General features: G+C 41.0%; 25 protein-coding genes, 5 tRNA genes and 1 riboswitch. Of the genes, 26 read left to right on the top strand and 4 right to left on the bottom strand.

Annotated features, from left to right (window positions below; all coding sequences use genetic code 11):
- The first annotated feature begins 105 nt into the window (after positions 1-105).
- The 14 genes from CSV63_RS04825 (at position 106) to CSV63_RS04760 (ending at position 12,753) form a co-directional block, all read left to right on the top strand.
- Positions 106-1,179 (top strand): FecCD family ABC transporter permease, encoded by a 1,074-nt coding sequence (locus CSV63_RS04825; protein WP_369823798.1) that lies wholly within the window; start codon positions 106-108, stop codon positions 1,177-1,179.
- A gap of 2 nt (positions 1,180-1,181) precedes the next feature.
- Entirely contained in the window at positions 1,182-1,985 is an 804-nt protein-coding gene (locus tag CSV63_RS04820; RefSeq protein WP_099694808.1) for an ABC transporter ATP-binding protein, read from the top strand.
- A complete protein-coding gene (locus tag CSV63_RS04815; protein WP_099694807.1) occupies positions 1,985-2,989 on the top strand; it encodes an ABC transporter substrate-binding protein in 1,005 nt (334 codons plus the stop codon). The genes CSV63_RS04820 and CSV63_RS04815 overlap by 1 nt, the downstream gene beginning before the upstream one ends.
- Positions 2,990-3,154: 165 nt before the next feature.
- Positions 3,155-4,180 carry an ABC transporter substrate-binding protein gene (locus CSV63_RS04810; protein ID WP_158233914.1) on the top strand — a complete coding sequence of 342 codons (1,026 nt, stop codon included), beginning with the start codon at positions 3,155-3,157 and terminating at the stop codon, positions 4,178-4,180.
- A 1,052-nt stretch (positions 4,181-5,232) separates the two neighbouring features.
- Entirely contained in the window at positions 5,233-5,535 is a 303-nt protein-coding gene (locus tag CSV63_RS04805) for an urease subunit gamma (protein ID WP_099694805.1), read from the top strand.
- A gap of 30 nt (positions 5,536-5,565) precedes the next feature.
- Entirely contained in the window at positions 5,566-5,889 is a 324-nt protein-coding gene (locus tag CSV63_RS04800; RefSeq protein ID WP_099694804.1) for an urease subunit beta, read from the top strand.
- Entirely contained in the window at positions 5,886-7,604 is a 1,719-nt protein-coding gene (gene ureC / locus CSV63_RS04795) for an urease subunit alpha (protein WP_099694803.1), read from the top strand. Before CSV63_RS04800 ends, ureC begins: the two co-directional genes overlap by 4 nt.
- A 10-nt stretch (positions 7,605-7,614) precedes the next feature.
- Positions 7,615-8,070, top strand: a complete 456-nt coding sequence (ureE, locus tag CSV63_RS04790) for an urease accessory protein UreE (protein ID WP_099694802.1) — start codon at positions 7,615-7,617, stop codon at positions 8,068-8,070.
- Positions 8,063-8,749, top strand: coding sequence for an urease accessory protein UreF (locus CSV63_RS04785; RefSeq protein WP_099694801.1), 687 nt, complete (start codon positions 8,063-8,065; stop codon positions 8,747-8,749). Before ureE ends, CSV63_RS04785 begins: the two co-directional genes overlap by 8 nt.
- A 37-nt stretch (positions 8,750-8,786) precedes the next feature.
- The gene (gene ureG, locus CSV63_RS04780) at positions 8,787-9,407 is read left to right on the top strand and encodes an urease accessory protein UreG (protein ID WP_099694800.1); all 621 of its coding nucleotides are present in this window, start codon (positions 8,787-8,789) and stop codon (positions 9,405-9,407) included.
- The gene (locus tag CSV63_RS04775; protein ID WP_099694799.1) at positions 9,400-10,224 is read left to right on the top strand and encodes an urease accessory protein UreD; all 825 of its coding nucleotides are present in this window, start codon (positions 9,400-9,402) and stop codon (positions 10,222-10,224) included. The genes ureG and CSV63_RS04775 overlap by 8 nt, the downstream gene beginning before the upstream one ends.
- 608 nt (positions 10,225-10,832) lie before the next feature.
- A complete protein-coding gene (locus CSV63_RS04770; RefSeq protein WP_233191949.1) occupies positions 10,833-11,270 on the top strand; it encodes a YheE family protein in 438 nt (145 codons plus the stop codon).
- Between the two features lie 164 nt (positions 11,271-11,434).
- A riboswitch (TPP riboswitch) is annotated at positions 11,435-11,536 on the top strand.
- Positions 11,537-11,626: 90 nt separating this feature from the next.
- Positions 11,627-12,322 (top strand): thiaminase II, encoded by a 696-nt coding sequence (gene tenA, locus CSV63_RS04765; RefSeq protein WP_099694797.1) that lies wholly within the window; start codon positions 11,627-11,629, stop codon positions 12,320-12,322.
- A 47-nt stretch (positions 12,323-12,369) separates the two neighbouring features.
- Positions 12,370-12,753, top strand: a complete 384-nt coding sequence (locus CSV63_RS04760) for a DUF3889 domain-containing protein (protein ID WP_233191948.1) — start codon at positions 12,370-12,372, stop codon at positions 12,751-12,753.
- A gap of 43 nt (positions 12,754-12,796) precedes the next feature.
- Here CSV63_RS04760 and CSV63_RS04755 read toward each other — a convergent pair whose 3' ends face one another.
- Both CSV63_RS04755 and hpaB read right to left on the bottom strand, forming a co-directional pair.
- Positions 12,797-13,894, bottom strand: coding sequence for a nitric oxide synthase oxygenase (locus CSV63_RS04755; RefSeq protein ID WP_199203603.1), 1,098 nt, complete (start codon positions 13,892-13,894; stop codon positions 12,797-12,799).
- Positions 13,895-13,976: 82 nt separating this feature from the next.
- Positions 13,977-15,416 carry a 4-hydroxyphenylacetate 3-monooxygenase, oxygenase component gene (hpaB, locus tag CSV63_RS04750; protein WP_099694795.1) on the bottom strand — a complete coding sequence of 480 codons (1,440 nt, stop codon included), beginning with the start codon at positions 15,414-15,416 and terminating at the stop codon, positions 13,977-13,979.
- Between the two features lie 155 nt (positions 15,417-15,571).
- Between hpaB and CSV63_RS04745 the strand changes: the two genes are divergently transcribed.
- The 4 genes from CSV63_RS04745 (at position 15,572) to CSV63_RS04730 (ending at position 18,643) form a co-directional block, all read left to right on the top strand.
- The gene (locus tag CSV63_RS04745) at positions 15,572-16,162 is read left to right on the top strand and encodes a hypothetical protein (RefSeq protein ID WP_099694794.1); all 591 of its coding nucleotides are present in this window, start codon (positions 15,572-15,574) and stop codon (positions 16,160-16,162) included.
- Between the two features lie 78 nt (positions 16,163-16,240).
- Positions 16,241-16,543, top strand: a complete 303-nt coding sequence (locus CSV63_RS04740; protein ID WP_099694793.1) for a rhodanese-like domain-containing protein — start codon at positions 16,241-16,243, stop codon at positions 16,541-16,543.
- Between the two features lie 251 nt (positions 16,544-16,794).
- Positions 16,795-17,508, top strand: coding sequence for an N-acetylmuramoyl-L-alanine amidase (locus CSV63_RS04735; RefSeq protein WP_099694792.1), 714 nt, complete (start codon positions 16,795-16,797; stop codon positions 17,506-17,508).
- A 76-nt stretch (positions 17,509-17,584) separates the two neighbouring features.
- A complete protein-coding gene (locus CSV63_RS04730; RefSeq protein ID WP_099694791.1) occupies positions 17,585-18,643 on the top strand; it encodes an Mrp/NBP35 family ATP-binding protein in 1,059 nt (352 codons plus the stop codon).
- A gap of 22 nt (positions 18,644-18,665) precedes the next feature.
- On the opposite strand, the gene gerD is transcribed toward CSV63_RS04730, so the two are convergent.
- Entirely contained in the window at positions 18,666-19,253 is a 588-nt protein-coding gene (gene gerD / locus CSV63_RS04725) for a spore germination lipoprotein GerD (RefSeq protein WP_099694790.1), read from the bottom strand.
- Between the two features lie 138 nt (positions 19,254-19,391).
- Between gerD and CSV63_RS04720 the strand changes: the two genes are divergently transcribed.
- Positions 19,392-20,081: a KinB-signaling pathway activation protein gene (locus tag CSV63_RS04720; RefSeq protein ID WP_099694789.1), complete on the top strand. Its 690-nt coding sequence runs from the start codon at positions 19,392-19,394 to the stop codon at positions 20,079-20,081.
- Positions 20,082-20,106: 25 nt separating this feature from the next.
- Here CSV63_RS04720 and CSV63_RS04715 read toward each other — a convergent pair whose 3' ends face one another.
- Positions 20,107-20,772, bottom strand: a complete 666-nt coding sequence (locus CSV63_RS04715; protein WP_099694788.1) for a polysaccharide deacetylase family protein — start codon at positions 20,770-20,772, stop codon at positions 20,107-20,109.
- 170 nt (positions 20,773-20,942) lie between these two features.
- Between CSV63_RS04715 and CSV63_RS04710 the strand changes: the two genes are divergently transcribed.
- The 7 genes from CSV63_RS04710 (at position 20,943) to rocF (ending at position 24,674) form a co-directional block, all read left to right on the top strand.
- Positions 20,943-21,017 (top strand) — tRNA-Asn (locus CSV63_RS04710).
- 8 nt (positions 21,018-21,025) lie between these two features.
- Positions 21,026-21,101, top strand: a tRNA-Thr gene (locus CSV63_RS04705).
- Positions 21,102-21,114: 13 nt separating this feature from the next.
- Positions 21,115-21,189: transfer RNA gene (locus CSV63_RS04700), tRNA-Glu, on the top strand.
- Positions 21,190-21,233: 44 nt separating this feature from the next.
- Positions 21,234-21,318, top strand: a tRNA-Tyr gene (locus CSV63_RS04695).
- A gap of 38 nt (positions 21,319-21,356) precedes the next feature.
- Positions 21,357-21,431: transfer RNA gene (locus CSV63_RS04690), tRNA-Gln, on the top strand.
- A 201-nt stretch (positions 21,432-21,632) separates the two neighbouring features.
- Positions 21,633-23,720 (top strand): sensor domain-containing protein, encoded by a 2,088-nt coding sequence (locus tag CSV63_RS04685; protein WP_099694787.1) that lies wholly within the window; start codon positions 21,633-21,635, stop codon positions 23,718-23,720.
- A gap of 48 nt (positions 23,721-23,768) precedes the next feature.
- Positions 23,769-24,674, top strand: coding sequence for an arginase (gene rocF, locus CSV63_RS04680; protein ID WP_099694786.1), 906 nt, complete (start codon positions 23,769-23,771; stop codon positions 24,672-24,674).
- The last annotated feature ends 36 nt before the right edge of the window (positions 24,675-24,710 follow it).

Here is a 24,710-nt window from a genome sequence, read left to right as displayed (position 1 = left end):
TGAAAATTTTAATACATCTATTAGCAGAAAGGGGAAATGGGAGTGAAAAATCTTGCTTTCGCAAGAGAGACTGACGAACTTGTAGAATCAACACAAGTAAGAAAGATGAAGAGCAGTGAAAAGAAACAAAACATGCATCAAAAACGTTTCAAAGTTTTGCTGTTGATTCTGCCACTTGGTCTTTTCCTGTCGCTGACATTTTCTGTAATGCTCGGTCCAGTGCCAATTGATATGGTAACTGTTTGGAAGATTGTGTTGTCTAATATCCCTTTTCTTGGAGATGAGATGACTACATATTGGACGACTGCCCAGCAAAACATTATATGGGAATTACGACTTCCCCGTGCCTTATTAGGAGGAATTGTAGGCGCTGGATTGGCTATTGCTGGGGTAGGAATTCAAGCGCTTGTCAGAAATTCCTTGGCAGATCCTTATATTCTAGGGGTATCGTCCGGGGCTTCTGTTGGTGCTACACTCGTCATTCTGTTTGGTGCATTGCAATTTTTCGGACAGTATGCGTTATCGATTGCCGCTTTTCTGGGGGCGTTTTTATCCGTCGTTTTTGTTTATACATTTGCGCGGGTGAGTGGACAGATTTCAACAATACGCTTGTTGCTTGCAGGAATTGCGATCTCGATGATCTTGGGCGCTGTCACGAATGTCATTGTGCTTTCAGCGCCTGAAGAAGAAGGTATTAGAAGCGCGATGTATTGGATGATGGGAAGCTTAACGGGAGCAAACTGGACGGTTCTGCCAATACCGGCCACTGCCGTTGTAGTAGTTTTCACATTTTTGCTGTACCAATCACGGACATTAAATCTTATATTGATGGGAGAAGATACAGCTGCAACGTTAGGTATTAACGTTGACGCATTCCGAAAAATATTAATTGTCGTCACTTCTCTATTAACTGGAGTGCTCGTTGCAGTGAGTGGAGCAATCGGTTTCATTGGATTGATGATACCGCATATGATACGCCTACTTGTAGGATCGGACCATAAAAGGGTCATGCCGATTAGCGCATTATTTGGTGCGGTCTTTATGGTGTGGGCAGATATTGTAGCAAGACTCGTAGTAGCTCCTGAAGAATTGCCGATAGGTGTGGTAACCGCCTTGTGTGGAGGACCATTTTTCATTTGGTTATTACGAAGAAGTTCCTATTCATTCGGAGGTCGTTGAGGGTGAGCATAGCAGTTGAAGGTATATCAACCAGCATACAGGAAAAGAAAATTATTTCGGATATACATCTTAAGGTGAAGCCGGGTCAATTTGTTGGAGTGATTGGTCCGAATGGAAGTGGAAAATCTACATTGTTAAAAAGTATTTATCGAATAAACAAGCCGGATTGCGGGAGAATTTTGTTGGATAGTGAGAACTTATATGAAATGTCAGCAAAGAAAACAGCTCAAAAAATGGCGGTAGTCAGCCAGGAATCGCAACATACGTTTGAGTTTTCTGTAATCGAAATCGTGCTGATGGGACGAGCACCACATAAGAAGGTCATGGAAACTGACTCGGTTGAAGATATGCAAATAGCACAAGAGGCACTTGAAAAAGTAGGACTCGAAAGCTACGGAGACCGTCTAATCTCCACATTGTCGGGCGGAGAGAAACAAAGAGTCATGGTTGCGAGGGCCCTTGCGCAGCAAGCGAAATATCTGGTACTCGATGAGCCAACGAACCATCTGGACATTCACCATCAGCTTCAACTGATGGATTTGGTTAAGAAGTTAAATATCACGGTCATTGCGGCTCTTCATGATTTAAATATCGCCTCGGTCTATTGCGATTACATATATGTATTAAATCAAGGACAGATGGCTATTGCTGGGCGCCCCGAAGAAGTATTGACAGAGAAGATCCTACAAGAAATATTCCGAGTACATACACATATTATCAAACATCCAATAACCGGAAAGACGCATATTACCTTTCTGCCGGAATCTATGCCTTCTATTACAAAGTATGAAGGAGAGTTAGTCTAATGAATAAAAAGTATTGGATATGGTTAAGCATAATCTTAATTTTGGCAATTCTCTCCGCTTGCGGTCAATCGGACAATAAAATAGAGAATGGTTCTTCTAATGATCAGATAAATGAAGCAGATAACGCTGAAACTTACGAGCCTGTAACGCTAGATAATTTCGGTCGCGAGGTTACGTTTACTGAACCGCCAAAACGAACGGTTGGGTTGATGCAAGATAACGCTGAATTAATGCTGGCACTTGGGTTAGACGAGTATCTTGTAGGCTACTCGTTTCCACGGGATAAAGCAGCACCTGGGTTAGAAGAGAAAGTGAAGAACGTTCCACTTTTATCCAAAATGTATCCTTCTAAAGAGGTGCTACTAAGTGTAGAACCTGATTTTGTCATGGGGTCCGACGACTTTTTTGTTGACGGTATAGTAGGAACGACTGCCGAACTTGAAAAACGCGGTGTAAAATCCTATATACCGGAGGCGGCTGGAAAACCAGCAACTTTGGAAAATATGGTGTACAAAGAGATTCATGAAGTGTCCCGTATTTTCGGCGTTAAAAGTCGTGGAGATGAATTGATCCAGTCAATAAATGAGACTGTACAGAGCGTACAAGAAAAAATAAGTGACGAAGAGCCCGTGAGAGTTTTTTATATGGGCGGTGGCGATAGCGGGTCTGCGATTACCACTGGGGGAGATATGATACGATCTCATGTTGTCGGTTTAGCAGGCGGAGAAAATATCTTCAGTGAGTTAACAGGATGGATGCCTGAAGTTAGTTGGGAAGAGGTAATTGAGCGCGATCCCGAGGTGATAGTATTAGCTTACTGTTGCGGAACAACTCCTGAGCAATTGATGGGTACGATTTCTAATACTCCATCTCTTCAGGACGTTACAGCAGTCAAAAATAAGCGTTATGTCACTATCGAGCACGCAGATGCAGAGCAGTCTGTTCGAATTCCAAGCGGACTGGAAACGCTGGCAAAAGGATTTTATCCAGATCTATTTGAATGAGCTTTTTAAAGGTGATGAAGCAAATAGGCTAAGCCTAGATATAAGAGACTTTTATATCTGGACTTTCTTGGAGTAAAAGGATCATTGCATCGTAGAACAACGTACCCATTAAAATAAAGGATGGAATGTCTTATTACAAAAATGATGTGAATGGGAGTCCGGACAATGATTAAAAAATATATGTTGTTGTGTGTAATCATGGTTATGTTAGTTCTGACTGCTTGCGGTGAATTAGACAATACGACAGAGACTTCTACCGCGGAGACAGATGGGGATAAAATAAAGAATGAAGGTATCTATGAGCCAGTTTCTATTGAAACAAAGAATGGGACGATTCTTTATGAAGAAATGCCACGTCGGGTAGTTACTCAAGACTTACACCCGATGGAGCTCATGATGGAACTTGGATTAGAAGACCATATTGCAGGAACTGTCGGTGCAAATCCAAATCAAGTGCTACCAAAGTTTGAAGAGGAATTTGCCAGAACCCCCGTTATTTCACGCGGTATGCAGCCTTCAAAAGAAGTTCTGCTGGAAGTGAATCCTGACTTCGTCTATGCAGGATGGGATACAATATTTCAAGAAGAACGTCTAGGTTCGGTGAAAAAACTGAACGAAATTGGCATTAAGACGTATACCCATCAATCCTCTAATACCATAGGTCCGACGCTGGAAGATGTTTATCAAGATATTCAAAACATCGGTCGTATTTTCAAAGTAGAGGACAGGGCAGATGAATTGATAAAGTCGCTTCAACATTCAATTAAAGACGTGTCTAAAAAGATTGATACGCAGATTGGAGCAGTCGAAGAGCCGATTCGTGTATTTATTTATGATAGTGGAACAGAAACACCCTTTACAGCGACTCAGACAATTTTGACTGAAATGATAAGAGTAGCAGGTGGAGAAAACATATTTGGAGATATACCTAAAAACTGGACAACCGTTAATTGGGAAGATGTCGTCGAACGAGATCCTGAAGTGATTGTCATCATGGATTACGGGGAAATGACAGTCGGGCAAAAGAAAGAAGTCCTGTTTAGTAACCCTGCCTTGGCGGGTATTGACGCGATCAAAAATAATAGGGTTGCAGTGATGCCACTTGATTATACTTTCGAGGGTGTGCGAATCCCTATTACAATTGAAATGCTTGCGAAATCATTTTATCCCGAAGCATTTGATAATGAATGATTTTCCCACCGCTAAAAATCGGAAGGTTAAAAAGTATCAAGTCCCAGCCAATTGTTTGTAGACCTGGTACCTTCCTCAATTGTCGAATGTTCCTTCATAGCGGGAAACCGAACTTTAGATACTTGATGAAAAGGAATACCCGATTATACATTTTTATAAACTAAATACACTGAACATGAACGTTAACGATGTAATTGAACGTAGCAATACCATTGTTCTATCCTGAACCCAATATTGCTTATAGGAGTTTAGAATAAATTCTATTCTTTGCCTTTTTCTATAACACAATCGGTATTCCAGCTGCTACACTTGGCTTGTTGACGCATTGGGTAGCCGGAGCAGTACGGCATTCAGTTCAATGTCTGTCGTTTTAAACGCATTAAGGCATCAATGAGTAAGACTTGGATGAGTTTTTTAAAAAAATATAAAATGGTCATGAATTTGAGCGGTCGATAGAATGAATAATTAAACTGTTTTATCGGCCTTACTCGTCACTTCTACAAGTAGTTAATTGTGCCCGCACCTTCATGAGTAGGAACACTTGATTCTTCGCCACAAAACTGTACAATAAATTAGTAGCAGTATCTCCCAGCCGTTTACCACTGTTTTAATTTGAGGAAAATGGACACCATCCCCCCACTCCAGTTGTTTCGAATACCCAAGAGATTCACCGATCCTCCCCGGATGTATGAATCACAATCGGATCAACTTGCGATCAAACCATTATATAACACATTTTGTTACATTATATGTATAGTTCAAACTTGCGTCGATGACTGCCTATTAGTCATTTAATAGCAAAAAATAAGGCGTGGCAACGTTTATGCTAACTAACTTAAGGGGATGCTGTCGGTATACCGACTTTTTCTTTGACGTGTTGCTTTGTACAGGGCCTAATTTAAAAGAGATGGCGTTAGTTTACCCGGAAATTGATGTAAGCTATTAAGATTTTGTTAAATACTCGAAATATTTAAATTCTTCTATTAAAGTGGATTATGAGAGAAGCGCACTATTGGAATATAATACATATTATTATTTTAGGAGGTTGAACAATGCGATTACTACCGCGTGAAATGGATAAACTAATGATCGTTGTTGCTGCAGATGTTGCTAGAAGACGAAGAGAACGAGGACTTAAATTGAACCACCCAGAGGCCATGGCTCTAATTACGTATGAGGTGATGGAAGGTGCCAGAGACGGTAAAACTGTGGCAGAACTCATGTCTTATGGTGCAACGATTTTATCTCGTGAAGATGTAATGGATGGCATTCCAGAAATGATCGATGATATTCAAGTAGAGGCGACATTCCCAGATGGAACAAAGTTGGTCACAGTGCATAATCCAATAAGATAAATTGTTTATGAAAAGAAAGGGGACGTAACGATGATACCAGGCGAATATATTTTAAAAGATGAACCAATTATTTGTAACGAAGGCACGGAAAGTATACATGTACAAGTAATTAATCATGGCGACAGACCTATCCAAATCGGCTCTCATTACCACTTTTATGAAGTGAATCTTGCATTAAAGTTTGATCGGGAAGTGACGTACGGTAAACGTCTCAATATACCTGCAGGTGCTGCTGTTCGTTTTGAACCGGGCGACGAAAAAGAAGTACAACTAATTGACTATGCTGGAGAAAGAGAAGTTTACGGATTTCACAATAAAGTAGACGGACCATTGGAAGGCGGGAATACGAAATGAGTTTTAAAATGGATAGAGAGCAATATGCTCAAATGTTCGGACCGACAACGGGAGATTCTGTTCGATTAGCAGATACAGATTTATTCATCCAAATTGAAAAAGATTTTACGAAGTATGGAGAAGAAGTTGTATTTGGTGGTGGGAAAGTCATTCGTGATGGAATGGGGCAACATCCGCTCATTACGCGTGAAGAAGATGAACGAGTACCTGATACAGTCATTACGAATGTGGTCGTTCTTGACTATACGGGGATATATAAAGCCGACCTAGCGATTCGCGACGGTAAAATTTCGGGTATCGGAAAAGCAGGTAATCCGCTTGTGCAAGACAAAGTAGACATTATTATTGGAGCTTCCACTGAAGTGATTTCGGGGGAAGGTAAAATCATTACGGCTGGCGCAATTGATACGCATGTGCATTTCATTAATCCGGCACAAGTAGATGTTGCACTTACGGCGGGGACAACCACACTAATCGGTGGTGGAGCTGGACCAGGAGATGGTTCTAGGGCTACGACTGCCACACCGGGTGCTTGGCATCTTCACTCCATGTTGAAGGCTTTAGATGGACAGCCAATCAATATTGGTTTAACAGGTAAAGGGCATGCGGCAGCAGGAGCTCCCTTAGCAGAACAAATAATTGCCGGGGCGATTGGGTTGAAAGTCCATGAAGATTGGGGCGCGACACCGTCAGTTCTTGATCATGCTTTACGAATTGCTGATGAATATGATGTACAAGTCGCACTTCACGCGGATACATTAAACGAATCGGGATTCTTTGAAGATACGATCAAGGCGATTAATGGTCGCGGTATTCATATGTATCATACGGAAGGTGCAGGAGGCGGACACGCTCCGGATTTGATTAAATCGGCTGGCATGATGAATGTGTTGCCGGCTTCTACCAACCCAACATTGCCGTATACCATTAATACGATTGATGAGCATTTGGATATGGTAATGGTCGCGCATAACTTAAATCCTTCTGTGCCAGAAGATATCGCATTCGCAGATTCACGCATTCGCAACGAAACGATTGCAGCGGAAGATATATTACAAGACTTGGGTGTCTTTAGTATGACAAGCTCCGATTCTCAGGCGATGGGCCGTATCGGTGAAGTTGCTCTTCGTACGTGGCAAGTAGCTCATAAAATGAAAAAGCAACTTGGCGTGATGGAAGGTGACAGTGAGCACTCGGATAATAATCGGGTAAAACGCTATGTCGCTAAGTATACGATTAATCCTGCTATTGCTCATGGGGTATCCGAGTATATTGGTTCAATTGAAGTTGGTAAGATGGCTGATCTGGTCCTTTGGGATCCGAAGTTCTTTGGAGTCAAACCGGAGATGATTTTGAAAAGTGGGATGGCGGTATTTAGCTTAATGGGCGATGCAAATGCAACGATTCCTACACCGCAACCAATGATCTACCGTCCGATGTACGCAACACTCGGGAAGGCATTGCCGCAAAGTTCTATTACATTTGTTTCACAGATCGCATATGATCAAGGAATTAAAGAGAAGCTTGGACTTGAAAAAGTAGTACTGCCTGTCCGTAACATACGGAGTCTAACAAAAAAAGATATGAAGTTAAATACTGCTACGCCACATATTGATGTAGATCCACAAACGTACGAAGTGAAAATCGATGGAAAGCTTATAACATGTGACCCAGTTGACGAGGTGCCAATGGGGCAACGCTATTTCCTATTCTGAGGTGAAGAAAATGATTGTAGAAGAAATCGTGATGAATATCAGGGATTTAGACCCAAGCGAGTATGAAAGCCGTCATAAAGAGAAAGTGTACTTAGAAAGTGCACATTTAATGAAGAGAATTCAACGCGTAGAAACCGATCATGGACGTGAAATTGGAATTCGATTAAAAAAACCACGTGATCTGGAAGCGGGAGACATTCTGTTTATGGATGATAAGAATATTATTTTGATTGATGTCCTTTCTGACGATTTACTTATTATTAGCCCGCGGACAATGCTTGAAATGGGAACGATTGCTCATCAACTTGGAAATCGTCATTTGCCTGCGCAATTTGAAGACGAGGACATGCTTGTGCAATACGATTATTTAGTTGAAGATTTGCTACAGGAAATGGATATTCCATTCAAAAGAGAAGAACGAAAAGTTGCAAAGGCTTTTCGTCATATTGGGCATAGCCATGACTAATCATGCATTATCCTTGTTACAGCTATGCGATTCTAGTTTTCCCATTGGCTCTTTTAGTCAATCATTCGGATTAGAAACCTATATTCAAAAAAACAAGGTCACCGATGCTGACACATTTTCTGAATGGTTACATGTCTATGTGCATGAACAGCTTGCTTATGCAGACGGCTTAGCTGTAAGACTCTCTTATGATGCGCTGGATATCGATGACCTTGACAGGATTTGGGAATTGGATCGCATATTGACTGTACAGAATCTTGCTCGTGAATCACGTGATGGTACACAACGTATGGGTGATAGGATGTTAAACATTGCAGAAGCCATTTACAAAATACCTGTGTTAACTACCTATGCCCAAAAAATTCGTGATAAACAAGCTTTTGGTCATCCAGCCATTGTTTTTACGATGATTGGACATCATCTTCAAGTAGAAAAGAATACAACGGTTTTATATTACCTATACTCGACGGTTGTTAGTCTCGTGCAAAATGCTGTACGGGCAATCCCGCTTGGACAAACTGCTGGACAGAAAATCATTTACACTTTTCAACAACAACTTCAACAAACGACAGACAAAATAATGAAATTAGACGAAGAAGAGTTTGGCGTTGTATCGCCAGGCCTTGAGCTTTCACAAATGCAACATGAACGTGTTGGAATACGTATTTTTAGTTCGTAATGAATGGAATGAAATTGATAAAAAGGATGTGCTTAGAATGGGACCAATTAAAATAGGTGTCGGTGGACCAGTTGGTGCGGGAAAAACCATGCTTGTTGAAAAAATTACACGCGCATTAGATGGCGAAGTGAGTATGGCGGTTATTACCAATGATATATATACGAAAGAAGATGCCAAATTTTTAGTTGCGAACGGTATTCTTCCGGAAGACCGTATTGTTGGCGTGGAAACAGGAGGCTGTCCACATACGGCAATTCGTGAAGATGCCTCGATGAATTTCGCGGCGATTAATGAATTGGAAGAAAAACATCCCGACCTCGAGTTGATTTTTGTAGAGAGTGGTGGTGATAACCTAGCGGCTACGTTCAGTCCAGAACTCGTGGACTTTTCCATTTATATAATTGACGTAGCGCAAGGTGAAAAAATCCCACGTAAAGGTGGACAAGGAATGATTAAATCTGATTTGTTTATTATTAACAAAACGGATTTGGCGCCATATGTCGGTGCCAGACTTGAGGTAATGGAGTCCGACACAAAAGTCTTTAGAGGAAATAAACCTTTCTTTTTCACCAATTTAAAAGATGATCAAGGACTAGATGAAGTGGTTGAATGGGTCAGAAAACACACTTTGTTAAAAGGGCTAGGACAAGATGTCTGAATGGACAGGTGTTCTTGACCTCGTCATGGAAAATCGACAAGGACGCTCCGTGGCGAAAAGCGTTTACTTTCAAGGTGCATTTAAAGTGATGCGTCCCGTCTATTTCAATAAGAATAGTTATCCATGCTATTATTTATTGAATCCTGGCGGTGGCTATTTAGATGGGGATCGGTATCAAATGAAAGTCACGCTTGGTGAACGAGCGATGCTGACGTTGACGACCCAGTCAGCGACGAAAGTATATAGAACACCGACCGAGCAAGTATATCAAGAGACAGTCATTCGTATGAAAAAAGATAGTTATCTAGAGTACTTACCGGATGCGATTATTGCATACAAAGATGCCAGTTGCTATCAGAAAAATAGTGTATACATGGAAAAAGGAGCAACTTTGCTATATGCCGAAATATTGACTCCGGGCTGGTCGCCGGAAGGAGAAAAATTCAGCTACGAAATGCTCCGTTTAAAAACCGAGATTTATATGGAGGGTCAACTTGTTGTCTTTGACCATATTAAACTTCATCCAGCGTCACAAGATATGAATGAGTTAGGCTTTATGGAAGGATACACACATTTGGGTTCGTTAATTGTCGTTGGTGAAAAAACGAATGATGCTTTATTGGACCGATTATATGAAGTTCTTCAACAAGAGGCTGGAGAATTTGCATTCGGATTGTCTAAGCTTGCCGTTCCTGGCTTCACTATACGCATTTTGGCAAACTATACACAAGTCATAGAGCGGATTATTTCAGTCTGCCACCACGTAATTAGCGAAGAATGGAATCAAATGAAACCGAGTTTCTTAAGGAAGTACTAGAAAATGTCCGACAATTCAATGAGTTGTTGGGCATTTTCTGTACATTATGCTAGTGCTGCAAAAATAAATATGTATGGAAAGTACTAAAGAAGGCTAAGTTATTCCGTGTATGTTTTGTAGTTTTTTCAAGGAACTTTGTCACTGTTCAAATGATTGAAACACAAGAATTTGGGTATTATTATACATACGGGTTGTGTCATTTAGAGGATTAATCTTGTCCGTCAAGTCAATAGAATTTAAAGCAGTCCTTGCGTGTATTGGTTTGACACTCGTGGCAATTATTAAAGGCTACAAGAAGGTTGTTACGCATATGTGAAGATTGGTTTTCGTGAAGATGTACTAGTGTGTACGGAGTGTAAGTTTGCTACGACTTGCGGTCCTTGGACTGTATATTCGAATCATATAAAGCATAGTAGGACATTAATGGGTTTGACATCGACCTATTGCTAAGATATATTGGAGTTTAAATTTTTAAAAGGATTTATACGTGAACAGGAATGATGGGTATTTAAACTTTGGACTAGAAGGTTTGAATTAGTAATAATGAATAATGTAAATTGAGCCATTTTATAAAAAGAGGCTTAATACTATTTATGGAGGTGTTCCCTGTGGTAGATGACTTTGAAGCAGAAAAAGTTTTTGAGGACAGGCAGTACGAGCGAATTCAGTTTAAGCTCATCTTAGAAGGTCGTAATTATAAAGGTGACTATCATGACGGTAAAATCCACTGGCTGAATCCACATCCCATGCATGATGTTGGTGAAGAAGAAGTAATTGCTATAGAGGATGAGGTCTTGGAACTATTATCCGAGCAAGGGATTCGAAGTGAAGCGGATAATATTGAGATCGAACAATCGAATAGCGGAAGGCAAACTCGACCACTTCAGTCGTTTAAATTGAAGATTCAAGGCGAGGAATTTAAAGGTACATTCATTAATGGAAAAATTGAATGGTATCATCCCAAACCACGACGTAAACTAGAAGAAGAGCGCGTAAAAAAAATAGAAGAAGATGTTGAGAAAAAGCTAAAAGAACATCTAGAATAACAAATTGACACAGCGTGAAGAGTGTCGAATAAACGTATTCGATTGAGTAAGACCAATTTAAGGCCTTCTGCCAATTGCTGTGTTGTATGTAGGCTACGTGTAATCTCATTCCGTTTGACCTTTCTGATACTGTAAGCCTACAATGAATATACAAATGAAATAGTTGATACCGCTAGGGGTGCTCTGTGGAGCTGAGAGAAGCATATGCTTTAACCCTTTAACTTGATCCGATTCATACCGGCGTAAGGAAGTGGTGTAGATGTTACTTAGCTTATTTCTGTGCTCTGTGATGTCTCTCCGCCACTTCTTATCAAGAAGTGGTTTTTTCATTTATCAAAAAAAAGGGGAGAGTATACATGAAGTTTACAGAACGTTTATTAGAGAAGACATTACCGATTTGGAGACAGAATCATAGTCACCCGTTTGTCCAAGAGATCGGAAATGGTCTGTTGGATCAGGAGAAGTTTCGATTTTATATGGTACAAGATTATTTGTATTTAATTGACTATGCGAAAGTGTTTGCCGTGGGCACGATGAAGGCTACTGATGTAGAGACGATGGGTAAATTTGCTGCATTGCTTAACGGTACACTACACACAGAAATGGAACTTCACCGTCAATATGCCGCACGCTTTGGCATTACCGAGGAAGAGCTAGAGAATGCTCAGCCGTCTCCAATTGTCTTAGCGTACACTCACTATATGCTACATGTAAGTCAAAATGGTTCTCTAGCGGAAGTTGTCGCTGCATTATTACCGTGTGCGTGGAGCTACTGGGAGATCGGCAAAGAGCTTTCGGAATTACCTGGTGCGTTGGAACATCCATTGTACGGTGACTGGATTCGCATGTATTCATCGGAAGACTTTGGCGAGTTGGCTACTTGGTGCTTGGAATTAATGGATGAAACTGCAGAAGGCAAGCCTGAATCAGAATTAGTGAGGTTAGAAGAGATCTTCCTTAATACGACTCGATATGAGTATATGTTCTGGGACATGGCCTACACGAAGCAAATGTGGCCCGGTATGCTAGAAGGACAGATGATTACAAATTAATCTATAAGAAACGTGCAACTAGTTAAGTTGGATGTTATTCATTAGAATTGAATGGATATAAACAGCGCATGCTATTCCAAAAGGAGGTGCGTGCTATTTTTGCGAAAATCATCTTGGCACTTGGGGTGATAGTAACAAGCGTGACGGGCACTAGCGAGGCGCCGGTTGCCACCCTTAGTAAGGTAGAAGTGCCGGCATACGCTAAGTGGTCGAGGCTTGCGATCAAGCAAACGATGCTCAAATATCCTCACGCAGAAATCAAGGATTATTTGCATATTGCAACCGACTCAAAGAACGTGCCGAGTGTGGAAAAATTTCAGCTTTGGTTAAAAGATGAAGAACGAGAATTCGGTGTGATAGTGACTATCACTTATTCAGCTGAAACGGGTCAATTTATTCGCATTGACTTTCAAGAAATACCTGTTCAATAAGCCAATGCCCCTAGACCATATAATATGGCGTAGGGGCTTTGGTTTATTCGGGATTTTTTTGATAAAAGAAATTGGGTGTTATAATGTCATTGGCAAACCGTTTGTGATAAACATGGGTAGCGGCGGGTGATAGTGGTGGAATGAGCCATACCCAGTTACCTGTCACTTTTCTTCCTGCACTTTGCTCTTTCTTTTCGAACGATTTGAATTGTTTAGCTGCGGTATGATGATCAACAAGTGTGACACCTTCTTGCTGATAGGAATGTAGAACGGCTATATTCAACTCTACAAGTGCTTTGTCTATCCAAAGAGATCGATTGGATTTCGTGTTTAGCCCCATCAGTTGGGCGACAGACGGCAAAAGATTATAACGATCCGCATCTGCAAGATTACGCGCTCCAATTTCCGTACCCATATACCAGCCGTTAAATGGTGCCATGGGATATTCAATCCCGCCGATATCAAGACGCATATTGGAAATGATCGGAACGGCATACCATTTTGTGTGCAACTCGGAAAATCCTTTGATTTCGGGATGACTGATAGGTACCTCTTTAACTAACGACTTTGGCAATTCAAAAAGCCGCGGAGATTTCCCATCCTCTTGGATGACAAGCGGTAATACATCAAAAGGTGTTTTGGCTCCTTGCCAGCCAAGGCTTTCACATAATTTAGTCATTTCAATAGATGTAGAGTCACCAATGATTGTGGAACCTTCCTTGTATCCAGCATAACGAACTAATTGATGATTCCAGATCCTTAGGGGGTCTTTATCTTGCACACGGGGAGCGAAGACTGTAATGGTTGAGCGTATATCTCCATCATTCGTTGCAAAATCTACGTGATGCTTCAATTTTTCAAATACTGCTTCAGCAGTAGTGACTTGTCGTTCATCAAATACTTCCAGTGTTTCCCACAACAATCGGCCGATACAGTGATTACTGTTTCGCCAAGCCATTTTCGCACCGTGTATCAGTTCGGATTCAGTATGGGTATACGTTCCCGTTTGGATAATCTCTTCTTCAATCTCCTTCACGCGCCTGATTTGTTCTTCTTGAGAAAGTCCTAGTTCATCATAACAACTGTGAATAAACTGGATTGCTTCTTGAAATAGCTCTATTCTATTTACAGATAGCACCATAATCATCAACTCCATATACAAAGTGTAGCATCTGGCAAATAAGATGAGCTGACATAATTTCGGCAAATTACTGACTTTTCATTTAATCTGAGAGTAAACGGCGTATCATTTCTTGTCCTGCATCTTTTGGATAGGATCGGTATAGATGACCTGATAAGCGAACTGGATCACCGAAGAAATACCGTTCATATTGTGTTTGTCTTGTGCCGAACGAACTCATGGTCAAATCCCAAGCCAACCGAAATAGTTGGACACGTTCTAATGCGGTTGTCGTAGCCCCTTGTAGGTACTTTGCGAGGTCAGGTTGAATAGCTGAATGGAAGTCCTTATCGGTAGGTAGTGCAACCATCCCACTCGCTCCGATTAGCTGAATGATTTCACTAAAACGCGGATAGACTTTGGGGAAAATATTGCTAGCAATTTGAAGTGGTATTGCACTTGGACACATATATCCCCATTGATCGAGTAATGCATCGGCTTCGGATTTATCTCGCAAGGCTTTCATCGTTTCGAGCCCTATAATTATTTCAGATAATTTCTCTTGAATGTGGAGATATTCCGCTATATTAATCGTTTGGACGAGTTGCTCTGCTAAATTTAACATGAACTCCGTCTTGACGATCTGTCTCGTAATGACTTGATGGGTAGCAAATGGATGAAATGAACTCATTGAGAAAAATTCCGAAGCTACTTCCTTATTGTGATGAAAGAATACACGCTTCCAGGGAACGAGAACATTATCGAAAACAACTATAGCATCCATCTCTTCAAACCGTGAACTCAGTGGGTAATTAAACGTAGAATTCCCACCTACAAATGATTCCCTGCAAAGAAAACGTAAACCTTCTGTACTGGAAGGAATGGAAAAGGCGAAAGCTTCATCAGAATCCCCAAGAAAGGAAGGCGTGCTGAACACCAATACTTCATCCGTCACGCCGCCCTGTGTGGCTAATAGCTTTGCTCCCTTAATGATGAGCCCTGCAGATGTCTTGCCTACAATCTTCGCGGAAATCGGTTCATCTGACGTATTCAAGGCATTCTGTGATCGGTTGACCTGCGGTGTAATGAAGGTGTGAGTAAAAGATAGATCTTCTTCTCGTGCCCGTTCATAAAGCGCTTGAATATGTTCTGGAAAGCAGTTTTCCTTGCCGAGCAAGTGTGGAGAAGAAGAGGCAAAGCTCATAATCACCGTATTGAGGTAATCTGGACTTCTACCAAGTAAGCCACAGGAAAGTCTTGCCCATTCTTCTGTCATAACTCTTCGTTTCTGTAAATCCGCTTTGGTTTTCGGTTGTAAGTAAGAAAGTCCAATTTGGTCGTTCGTGACTGGGGAGGCGTATGTCATGAGAGACTTATGTGAAGGTGATGATTGTAAATCATATAGAGAGGCCTTTGTTTCAATAAGCCCTTTAAAAGCTGGATGTTTAGAAATAGGTCCTTTTAATTGCTGTCCATCCAGCCAAATCTCCGCATCCTGCTCATTTATTCTACGCACAAACTCGTTGCCATTTATAGCGCCCATACCATTCCTCCTGAATTTTCTAGTTGGTATAGTATATTATGAAACCTTCAAGGATGATCAAAATGTTCTCAGGCAGAACAATAGGTAATAGTTTTGATACAATACAGAAAGAGTACATAGGGAATGTATAAAAATCAGCGAAAGGCGTGTGTATATTGAATAAAGAAATGCTACTGAAGTATATTGTGGCGTGCACTAATCTATATGGGATTGTGCCTATTGAAAAAGTAGTGGAGATTTACAATGATCAAAATGAGGAGAAGATTCCATTGGATGAAATAGAAAGGTTATTGCAATCTACGCAAGTGAAAGAGAAACTAGAGGAGTGCTTCGTCTATATTCAATCAAACGAATTTGTAGCAGAAGCGACAAGCGAAGAAGCGGAGAAGGATAACCTGAGACGAACTGCAACAAGAAAGCCGTATTATATACCTGAAAGAGAAGAATTATTGTGTTACATTGACGAGGAGTATGTACAAGTAACGCCTGAGCAATTACTAGTGAAAAATATGTTAAAAGAGGATTTCGGTGATCAATTGGATGTAGACGCAGAAGTCTCAGAACTAGTATATAATTTGCAAGTAAGTGGCGGTGACTTCATGATGGAACTGTCCTCATTTATATCCCGTCTGGGGCTGCCTATTAAAGAATCCGAGCGCTATATCCCAGCGATTGTCGCAGTAGCGGACACGACTAGATTATGGGAAAATCGTGGACATACTACGAAAGAATTACAACAATACTAATTAGTTCATTTCAATAGACAATGCTCAACCAAGCAAGATAGAATAAAAATACATTAAACACTTTGGAGGATATTACTCATGACTTTAAAAGAATTAACTGCAAAAGAAGTACAAGAGCAACTAGAAAGCGGTAAGGAATTGAATATCATTGATGTGCGCGAGGATGACGAGGTAGCAGAAGGTATGATTCCAGGCGCAGAACACATCGCTCTCGGTAATCTGCCAGTCGAAATGCATGCCTTGAATGCTGAAATACCTTACATTCTCGTATGTCGTTCAGGCGGCAGAAGCGGCCGTGCGCAAGAGCTTATGGCTGACGAAGGCTTTGATGTAACAAACATGGTAGGCGGCATGCTAGCGTGGGAAGGCCAAACAAAATAATACACGAAGCTAAAGCTGTCGTAAGAAGTGAAAAACTTCTTGCGACGGCTTTTTTGTACGCTCTTTCATCCGTACGGAGTAGCGCTTCCTAACTCCATAGTATACACACGCTTACCGCCTTGCCCTCGCAGATACCAATTCGTAGCCTACGGTAATCCAATCTATTATCAACTCTAAACTTCCTGTCACCTACTAGAAAGACATAACCTGAAAAGACCAAGCGTATAGTGAAAGAAAAAGGCGGTGTCTGTATGAAAAAGTGGATTGTGGCAGTAATGCTAATCATTTTCTCATTAGGTGGAGTGTTATACGGCGTCAAAGCATCCGATCGTGGCTTTTTTCTGCCCTCAGAACTCGGTGGGGTAAGTATCCTCATTGATCCTGGACATGGTGGGGAAGACGGGGGGGCTTCGGCAGGTGAACTCATTGAAAAAGATATTACGTTAAACATTTCGCAGGAAGTAAGTAAACTATTGAAGAAAAAAGGAGCAACTGTTGAAATGACTAGGGAGAAAAGTGGCGATGCAGTTGCGGAACATGCACCATCCGAAAAGTTCACTTCATTGAGAAGCAGAAAGTTTGCAGACTTGAAACTACGTGAAAGCATGGCGGTAGAATCGAAGCCAGACATGTTTATCAGCGTACACGTTAACGCGATTCCAGAAGAACGTTGGAGAGGGGCGCAAGTATTTTATCATCCAGGCGGCCATCCAGATGGTAAGCAACTAGCGACGTCCATCCAATACGAACTGCGTGATCAGTTGAAAAATACCGAACGGGAAGCGATGAAAATCACAGGAGTCTACTTGTTGAAAAAAGTGCCGGTTCCGGCTGTGTTAGTAGAAACAGGTTTCTTATCCAATCCGGAAGAAAGAAAGTTGTTGGCAAATAAATCGTATCAGAAAAAAGTAGCCGCAGCGATCGTAGATGGAATTGTAAAATATCAACTTGCTGAAGAGCAATAATGCATATGACGGTTGGGTGAATAGGGAATATGATATACTAAAAAGGAGTGAATGAATTCAGTAAGGAGTGTTACATGTGATTAATGAACAACAAGTCCGTGAATTGATTGGCGCATTGGAAGATCCGTTTTTACATAAAACATTGGCAGAAACGAATGGTGTTGTGGGTATCACCATTAAACCTGAGAAAGAACACGTCAGTGTTAAAATCGCGATTGCGAAAGTGAATACCGGAGAGCAATTGACGCTACAATCAAAAATAGTAGAAGTGTTGAAAGGTGCAGGAGCAGACTCTGTAGGCATACGATTTGAAGAGTTACCTAAAGAGGTATTAGAGCAATTCCGCGGTACAGTCACCGAAGCGGAAACACAAGATATCTTATCCCCTGTATCCAATATTGAATTTATTTCAATTGCATCTGGTAAAGGCGGCGTAGGGAAATCTACTGTCTCCGTCAATTTAGCAGTAGCCTTAGCAAGACGTGGCAAAAAAGTTGGTTTGATCGATGCAGATATTTATGGATTCAGTGTTCCCGATATGATGGGGATTACAGCAATGCCTGAAGTCAGAGAAGATCGCATCATGCCAGTGGAGCGTTTTGGCGTAAAAGTAATTTCAATGGGCTTCTTTGTTGAAGATAACGCACCTGTTGTATGGCGTGGGCCTATGCTTGGAAAAGTGTTGGATCAATTTTTCCGTGACGTAGACTGGGGCGAATTGGATTACTTGTTGCTCGACTTACCACCAGGAACAGGTGACGTAGCGCTTGATATTCACCAAATGATTCCGGCATCCAAAGAAATTGTTGTGACTACTCCACACCCAACTGCGGCATTCGTTGCAGCGCGTGCGGGAGCGATGGCATTGCAGACTGAACATGAACTACTCGGTGTGATTGAAAATATGTCTTGGTTCGCATCGGAAGCAACGGGCGAGAGAGAATATGTCTTTGGTCAAGGTGGCGGTGTTCGTCTATCCGAAGAACTTCGTACAGAATTATTAGGCCAAATTCCTCTCGGTCAACCTGACTGGAATGAAACGGACTTTGCACCTTCCGTTTATGCGGAAGATCATCCGATAGGGAAAATCTATTTAGACGTTGCTGATACAGTAATCAAAAAAACGAAAAAATAATGAGTAACAGACGAAGAAAGAATTATTTTCCTTCTTCGTCTGTTTTTTGTTCTTTACCACCATCCTTGGAAGATTCCCCCGTAGCACCTTTGCCGGCCTTCATGATGAGTTCTTGCCACTTCGCCTGCATTAAAGGGCTGTTAATTGTATCTTCTATGGCCTTCTCCATCTCTTTTTTCAACGTTGCGGAATTCACGATGTTCTCCATTTGTTTCATCATGTCAGGTTGACCAAAAAACTTCTCCAATTCCTTTTGAAAAGAAGCATCTGCCATCAACTCTTTCATGATATCCGCTTGTTGTTTTTTCATGCTCTTTGCAATGGATTCAGTAAATTTAGGATCTTCAAAAGCCGTTTTCCAAAAACGTTCTCCTTCTTTAGAAAGCAATACATTCTCAATGCTCTGCTTGACTTCTGGTTGTTCAAGGACTAATAATTCCCTGAACTCGGGATCAGTCATCAATTTACGGAGTGCCTTTTTTCCGTCTTCCGTCTGGATTGCATCTGTCATCATCTTCTTCATCTCATCATAGCTTGGTGTTGCTTGATGACTTCCGCTGCAACCCGTAAGGAATAGAAGGAATAGAAAAAGAACTGCTAATTTTTTCATTCCACTCAACCTTCCACTTGTATTTTCATTTATTGTTCACAATATAAGGGGGAATATGCATGAATCGTTCAATGAAATAGATTTTTTTGTCGATCGTTGATACACTAGGATAGACATGATAAAAAGGGGAACAGTGCTGTGACAATACGAAATTGGGTAAAATTTTTCTTACGCGCAATGGCAATTGGTGGAGCGATTACAGCCGTTGTCGGTCTAATTGTACGGTGGGACTTTTTCTATGGATACATACAGGCGGGCGAGATATGGCAATTTCTCGGTGCTTTTTTATGGATGATTTTCTTAGGGTTTACGATGAGTGTAGTTGCGCAAATGGGCTTCTTCGCCTATTTGACCGTTCATCAGTTTGGTGTGAATATGTTCCGTACACTTACGTTGTGGAACTGGGTTCAAATGTTGATCATAGTAGTCGTGCTGTTTGACTTAGTCTTTTTCCGTTTTCAATTAACGAAAGCAGATATGAGTCGTACGTTTCTGTATATTTTCTTACTGATTACTTTAATTGCAGTATCCGTAGTGACAGCGTACTTCAAAGCACAGTGGACGAAAAAACATGCATTGATTTCTGCATTATTTTTCATGATTGTTATCACGACGCTTGAATGGTTGCCGGCACTTATGGTTACTTCAGGTAACAAAGATGAATGGGTAACAATTCTTTTATTCCCGCTACTCGCGGTAAATGCGTATCAACTATTAGTATTGCCTAAATACAATAAACAATCCGATATTGATAAAGAAAAGCTTGATAAACGCAGAAATGAAAGAAAAAAGACGAAGAAACAAGCAAAGAAATCCACAAAAAACTGACAGGAGATTCTCCCCTGTCAGTTTTTTATTGTGGAATTTTTTTTGTTTTTACAGTTGTCCTAAATAATAGATCCTCTACGGATTGAAAAGTACGACTGGCAAGTAGTCGTTTTATATCTGTTGTGGCCACGTGTTCATTACGAGCATATGGAACGGCAATAATATCTCCCTTAGAAGCCTTCGGTAGTGCGCCGCCAGACCACTGGATAGTAGATCCCAAGGCGTTTATTTCAGCTTCACTCAATTCTTGCAGCAGTACCAAGGGGAATACTTCATCTGTCGTACGGAACCATAGAGGACGCGTGCTAAACAACTCTTCAAACATTTGAAGTTGTTCGCTTAAAAGCTTGGGATTGCTTTCATACTGTTGACCTTCGGTACCAAGTAACGCAACAGGCAAAGATCGCTGTTTAATTTGTTCTGTAATGTGAGGGAAGCGTGAAGCCCAGTCACTATCAATAAACAATAATGGATAGGGCTGTGACAAATTTTCAAGAAGTTCCTCCACTTCTTTTTCACCAAATGAAATATTAATGGTTAATGCTGAACCTTGTGTACCTTTCACTATTACTGCAGGTTGTTCAGTCAATCGGAAAACTGCCTTCAACGTTGAAGAAGGCTTGGTCAATTGGGGAATAAAAGCTAGGAATATTGCAGTTAATACAAAAAGGAAGAGAAATTTTTTTATCATGCCAATCTCCTTCATTATGTGAAATCTAAACTATTATATGAAAAGCCCTTGACGTCTATGACTAAGACCACTATAATTAAAAAAGCTTGAGTGATTCAAAAGTATTTGTTGCACAGAATCAGCAATCGTGCTATAATGGTTTTTGTCGTCAGGCGTACTAAACATATTATTCCGCAGTAGCTCAGTGGTAGAGCAATCGGCTGTTAACCGATCGGTCGTAAGTTCGAGTCTTACCTGCGGAGCCATTTTTTATGCTTCCATAGCTCAGCAGGTAGAGTGCTTCCATGGTAAGGAAGAAGTCGCCGGTTCGAGTCCGGCTGGAAGCTCCATGAACAGTATTATGGCCCCTTGGTCAAGCGGTTAAGACACCGCCCTTTCACGGCGGTATCACGGGTTCGAATCCCGTAGGGGTCACCATTTATTTATTTAATTTAAGGCAAGGCTTAGCAATAATTTAACACGGTGGGGTAGCGAAGTGGCTAAACGCGGCGGACTGTAAATCCGCTCCCTCCGGGTTCGGCGGTTCGAATCCGTCCCCCACCACCATGTTTTTTACCTTACGACAAATATAGTCAGCTATACATTGGGGTATAGCCAAGCGGTAAGGCAACGGACTTTGACTCCGTCACTCGTTGGTTCGAATCCAGCTACCCCAGCCATTGTACCAATGCACTTACAAATGAATATTAAATATATCGAATCCTTATTATTTTACAATGATAAAGGGTTTTTTTGTCGTTTAATTACGTAATCATATAGAATAATTGGAATTATCATGTATAATAATTTGTAACATGTATAGGTAGTTTATCTTGTATGAGTAATGAAAAATAACCAGATATAGGGATTGTGATATAGCAATGCAAGAATTTTTAAATGGTATGGATACATTTGTAGAGTCTAGTAGTGAAAAGGAATTACAAAAGGTTCTTAGTGATATTGCCTATACATTAGAACAGGCTGCCATTGTCGCAATTACTGACTCAAAAGGAACGATCCAATATGCAAATGAACACTTTGAAAAAATTTCAAAATACTCGAGAAAAGAATTAATTGGTGCGAATCAACGGATTGTAAACTCAGGTCACCATGATGCAGCATTTTTTAAAGACATGTGGTCAACGATCGGGGCAGGAAATACTTGGCGTGGCGATATATGTAATCGTGCGAAAGACGGATCAACCTATTGGGTAGACACAACGATCGTCGCATTTTTAAATGATAAGGGAAAACCTTATCAATATATTGCGATTCGTTATGATATTACCGAGAGAAAGAAAATGGAGCTAGAAATACGAAAAAATGCAGATCTTTACGAAATTATTACAGACAACGCATCTGACTATATTGCGATTATTGATCGACAAGGGATGTTTTATTATGTGTCGCCTTCTTTTCAGAAACTTCTAGGTCATTCGGTGGATGAACTATATTCCAATTCCTTCTTTTCTTATATCTGTAAGAAAAATCGTCAACTGGTAAAAAAGAAAATTACGCAATTTGGAGGATATCAGCGCCAAGCATTTAATTTAGAGTACTCTTTTTTAGATAGTAAAAAGGGTTTGCATATTATGGAAGCGAAAATTGATGAAGTGAAAGAAACAGTTGAATATGAAGATAAACTGTTAGTCGTCATGCGGGATGTCACGGAACGTGTGAGGTCAGACGAAAAAATCAAATACCTTGTCTACAATGACCAACTAACTTCCTTAATGAATCGAAATTCGTTTAGAGAACAGATGGCACTAGCATTTGAGAGAGCGCGTACACGCAAGCAAGTATTTGCTCTCGTACATATGAATATTGATCGTCTACGCTATGCAAACGATTTACTAGGACATGAAGCGGGAGACTATTTATTGGCAATGGTTGGAGAACGATTGAAAAAGAGAACAGGCCCTGAAAGCCTGCTAGCTCGTATAGCAGGTGATGAATTTGCATTCATCATATCCGGATTGAAAGACGAAGAAGAGTTTTATAATCATGCAGAAGATATTCGTATCTTTTTAGAACAACCTATTCAAGTTGGAAAACAATTCTACACCTTGTCAATAAGTTGCGGTGTTTCTATCTATCCTGAACACGCCAATCAGCCTTCTGAGTTGGTCACTAAAGCTACATTGGCATTAGGGAAGGTCAAGTTACACGGTGGCGGGGATACGGAAATGTACAAGCCTGGTACTTCAAAGATGTCATTAGAGCGAATTTTGTTGGAAAATGAATTACGTAAAAGTGTGCAACAACAACATTTTTATCTTGAGTACCAGCCAAAAGTATTACTGGATACCGGTGAGTTGACTGGCGTAGAGGCACTTGTTCGTTGGAAACATCCTGATTTAGGTGTGATTCCGCCTGATAAATTCATCCCGCTCGCTGAGGAAACGAAAATCATCGTCCCACTTGGAGAATGGATTTTACGAGAAGTGTGTAAACGTGCACAGATGGAACTGGCAGCGGGTGTTAGATGCCGGTTTGCTGTGAATGTCTCAACAGTTCAAATGAGAGAAGAAGACTTTATTGACACCGTATTGAATATCATGAAAGAATATCGCGTACCGCCTGAGCTGCTAGAGCTGGAACTGACGGAAAGTTCATTTATAGATACGGAAGGCATGAAAGAATCCATTCAAAGACTTCGAAGTGAAGGGATTACTGTTGCCATAGATGACTTTGGTACAGGTTATAGTACGTTCAGTTATATTAAAGAGCTACCGGCTGACACGTTGAAAATTGACAGATCATTTGTGCGGGATATTTTGGAAAATGAAAACAGTCAGGCTATAGTTAAAGCCATTGTTACTCTTGCTGATACAGCAGGGTTAAATGTAGTGGCGGAAGGAATAGAATTGCAAGAGCAGGCCAAAATGCTCTACAACTTAGGATGCCGCGAAGGACAAGGCTATTATTTCGGCCGACCGATGTCACTTGAAGATGCGAAAAAAATATGATAATACCGTTCTAGTCGAAAATATGAAGATTAGGTGGGAGGATTAGCCATGCGCAAATTAAACATTTCTTTAATCGGGGTACCCGTGGATTTAGGTCAGAGTCGACGTGGAGTGGATATGGGACCGAGCGCGATTCGATATGCAGGAGCAGTAGATCGCCTGCAGGCATTGGGCCATCACGTAATGGACGAAGGAAATATTTCTGTTTCTCCTATTCATGATTTATCGTGCAATGAAGTAGGGTTGAAGAATTTAACAGAAGTGACTGAAGCGGCTGAAAAGCTTGCCACGACAGTTTCGGCTATTGTAAAAGACAAGAAGTTTCCACTGGTGCTTGGTGGAGATCATAGTATCGCGATAGGGACACTTGCAGGGTTAGCAGAACACTATAAAAACCTCGGCGTTATTTGGTACGATGCGCATGCAGATATGAATACAAGCGAAACATCCCCGTCGGGAAATATCCACGGTATGCCACTCGCAGTTAGTATGGGATTAGGGCATGAGCAATTGGTGAATGTGCATAGCGAAGGAGCAAAAATCAATCCACAAAACGTGGTAATTATCGGAGCACGCTCAGTAGATCCTGGTGAAAGACAATTGATTAAAGAAAAAGGCGTGAAAATATTTACTATGCATGAAATCGACCGTTATGGAATGTCAGCGGTGATACAACAAACACTTGAATATTTTGCATCAAGACGAGTAGACGGTGTTCATTTGTCATTGGATTTGGACGGCTTGGATCCGTTATATACACCGGGAGTAGGGACGCCTGTGCCAGGAGGGATCACGTACCGCGAAAGTCATTTAGCTATGGAATTACTAGAGGATGCAAATGTCATTACATCCGCGGAATTTGTTGAGGTAAATCCTGTACTGGACGAGTATAATAAGACGGCTGATGTAGCAGTCGGATTGATGGGATCATTATTCGGTGAAAAATTACTATAATTTATTCAAGTGATTAAAGCCGGCAGGTTTTGATCA

This window comes from Sporosarcina sp. P34 (assembly GCF_002743375.1).
Lineage (GTDB): Bacteria > Bacillota > Bacilli > Bacillales_A > Planococcaceae > Sporosarcina.
Note: the sequence above shows the minus strand (reverse complement) of the source record. Positions and strands in the feature narration are given on the sequence as shown.

Excerpts from the sequence above, each read along its gene's own strand:
- CSV63_RS04825 (WP_369823798.1), top strand. The coding sequence starts at position 106 with ATGAAGAGCAGTGAAAAGAAACAAAACATGCATCAAAAACGTTTCAAA.
- CSV63_RS04815 (WP_099694807.1), top strand. The coding sequence starts at position 1,985 with ATGAATAAAAAGTATTGGATATGGTTAAGCATAATCTTAATTTTGGCA.
- CSV63_RS04810 (WP_158233914.1), top strand. The coding sequence starts at position 3,155 with ATGATTAAAAAATATATGTTGTTGTGTGTAATCATGGTTATGTTAGTT.
- CSV63_RS04805 (WP_099694805.1), top strand. The coding sequence starts at position 5,233 with ATGCGATTACTACCGCGTGAAATGGATAAACTAATGATCGTTGTTGCT.
- CSV63_RS04800 (WP_099694804.1), top strand. The coding sequence starts at position 5,566 with ATGATACCAGGCGAATATATTTTAAAAGATGAACCAATTATTTGTAAC.
- ureC (WP_099694803.1), top strand. The coding sequence starts at position 5,886 with ATGAGTTTTAAAATGGATAGAGAGCAATATGCTCAAATGTTCGGACCG.
- ureE (WP_099694802.1), top strand. The coding sequence starts at position 7,615 with ATGATTGTAGAAGAAATCGTGATGAATATCAGGGATTTAGACCCAAGC.
- CSV63_RS04785 (WP_099694801.1), top strand. The coding sequence starts at position 8,063 with ATGACTAATCATGCATTATCCTTGTTACAGCTATGCGATTCTAGTTTT.
- ureG (WP_099694800.1), top strand. The coding sequence starts at position 8,787 with ATGGGACCAATTAAAATAGGTGTCGGTGGACCAGTTGGTGCGGGAAAA.
- CSV63_RS04775 (WP_099694799.1), top strand. The coding sequence starts at position 9,400 with ATGTCTGAATGGACAGGTGTTCTTGACCTCGTCATGGAAAATCGACAA.
- tenA (WP_099694797.1), top strand. The coding sequence starts at position 11,627 with ATGAAGTTTACAGAACGTTTATTAGAGAAGACATTACCGATTTGGAGA.
- CSV63_RS04755 (WP_199203603.1), bottom strand. The coding sequence starts at position 13,894 with ATGGTGCTATCTGTAAATAGAATAGAGCTATTTCAAGAAGCAATCCAG.
- hpaB (WP_099694795.1), bottom strand. The coding sequence starts at position 15,416 with ATGGGCGCTATAAATGGCAACGAGTTTGTGCGTAGAATAAATGAGCAG.
- CSV63_RS04740 (WP_099694793.1), top strand. The coding sequence starts at position 16,241 with ATGACTTTAAAAGAATTAACTGCAAAAGAAGTACAAGAGCAACTAGAA.
- CSV63_RS04735 (WP_099694792.1), top strand. The coding sequence starts at position 16,795 with ATGAAAAAGTGGATTGTGGCAGTAATGCTAATCATTTTCTCATTAGGT.
- gerD (WP_099694790.1), bottom strand. The coding sequence starts at position 19,253 with ATGAAAAAATTAGCAGTTCTTTTTCTATTCCTTCTATTCCTTACGGGT.
- CSV63_RS04715 (WP_099694788.1), bottom strand. The coding sequence starts at position 20,772 with ATGATAAAAAAATTTCTCTTCCTTTTTGTATTAACTGCAATATTCCTA.
- CSV63_RS04685 (WP_099694787.1), top strand. The coding sequence starts at position 21,633 with ATGCAAGAATTTTTAAATGGTATGGATACATTTGTAGAGTCTAGTAGT.
- rocF (WP_099694786.1), top strand. The coding sequence starts at position 23,769 with ATGCGCAAATTAAACATTTCTTTAATCGGGGTACCCGTGGATTTAGGT.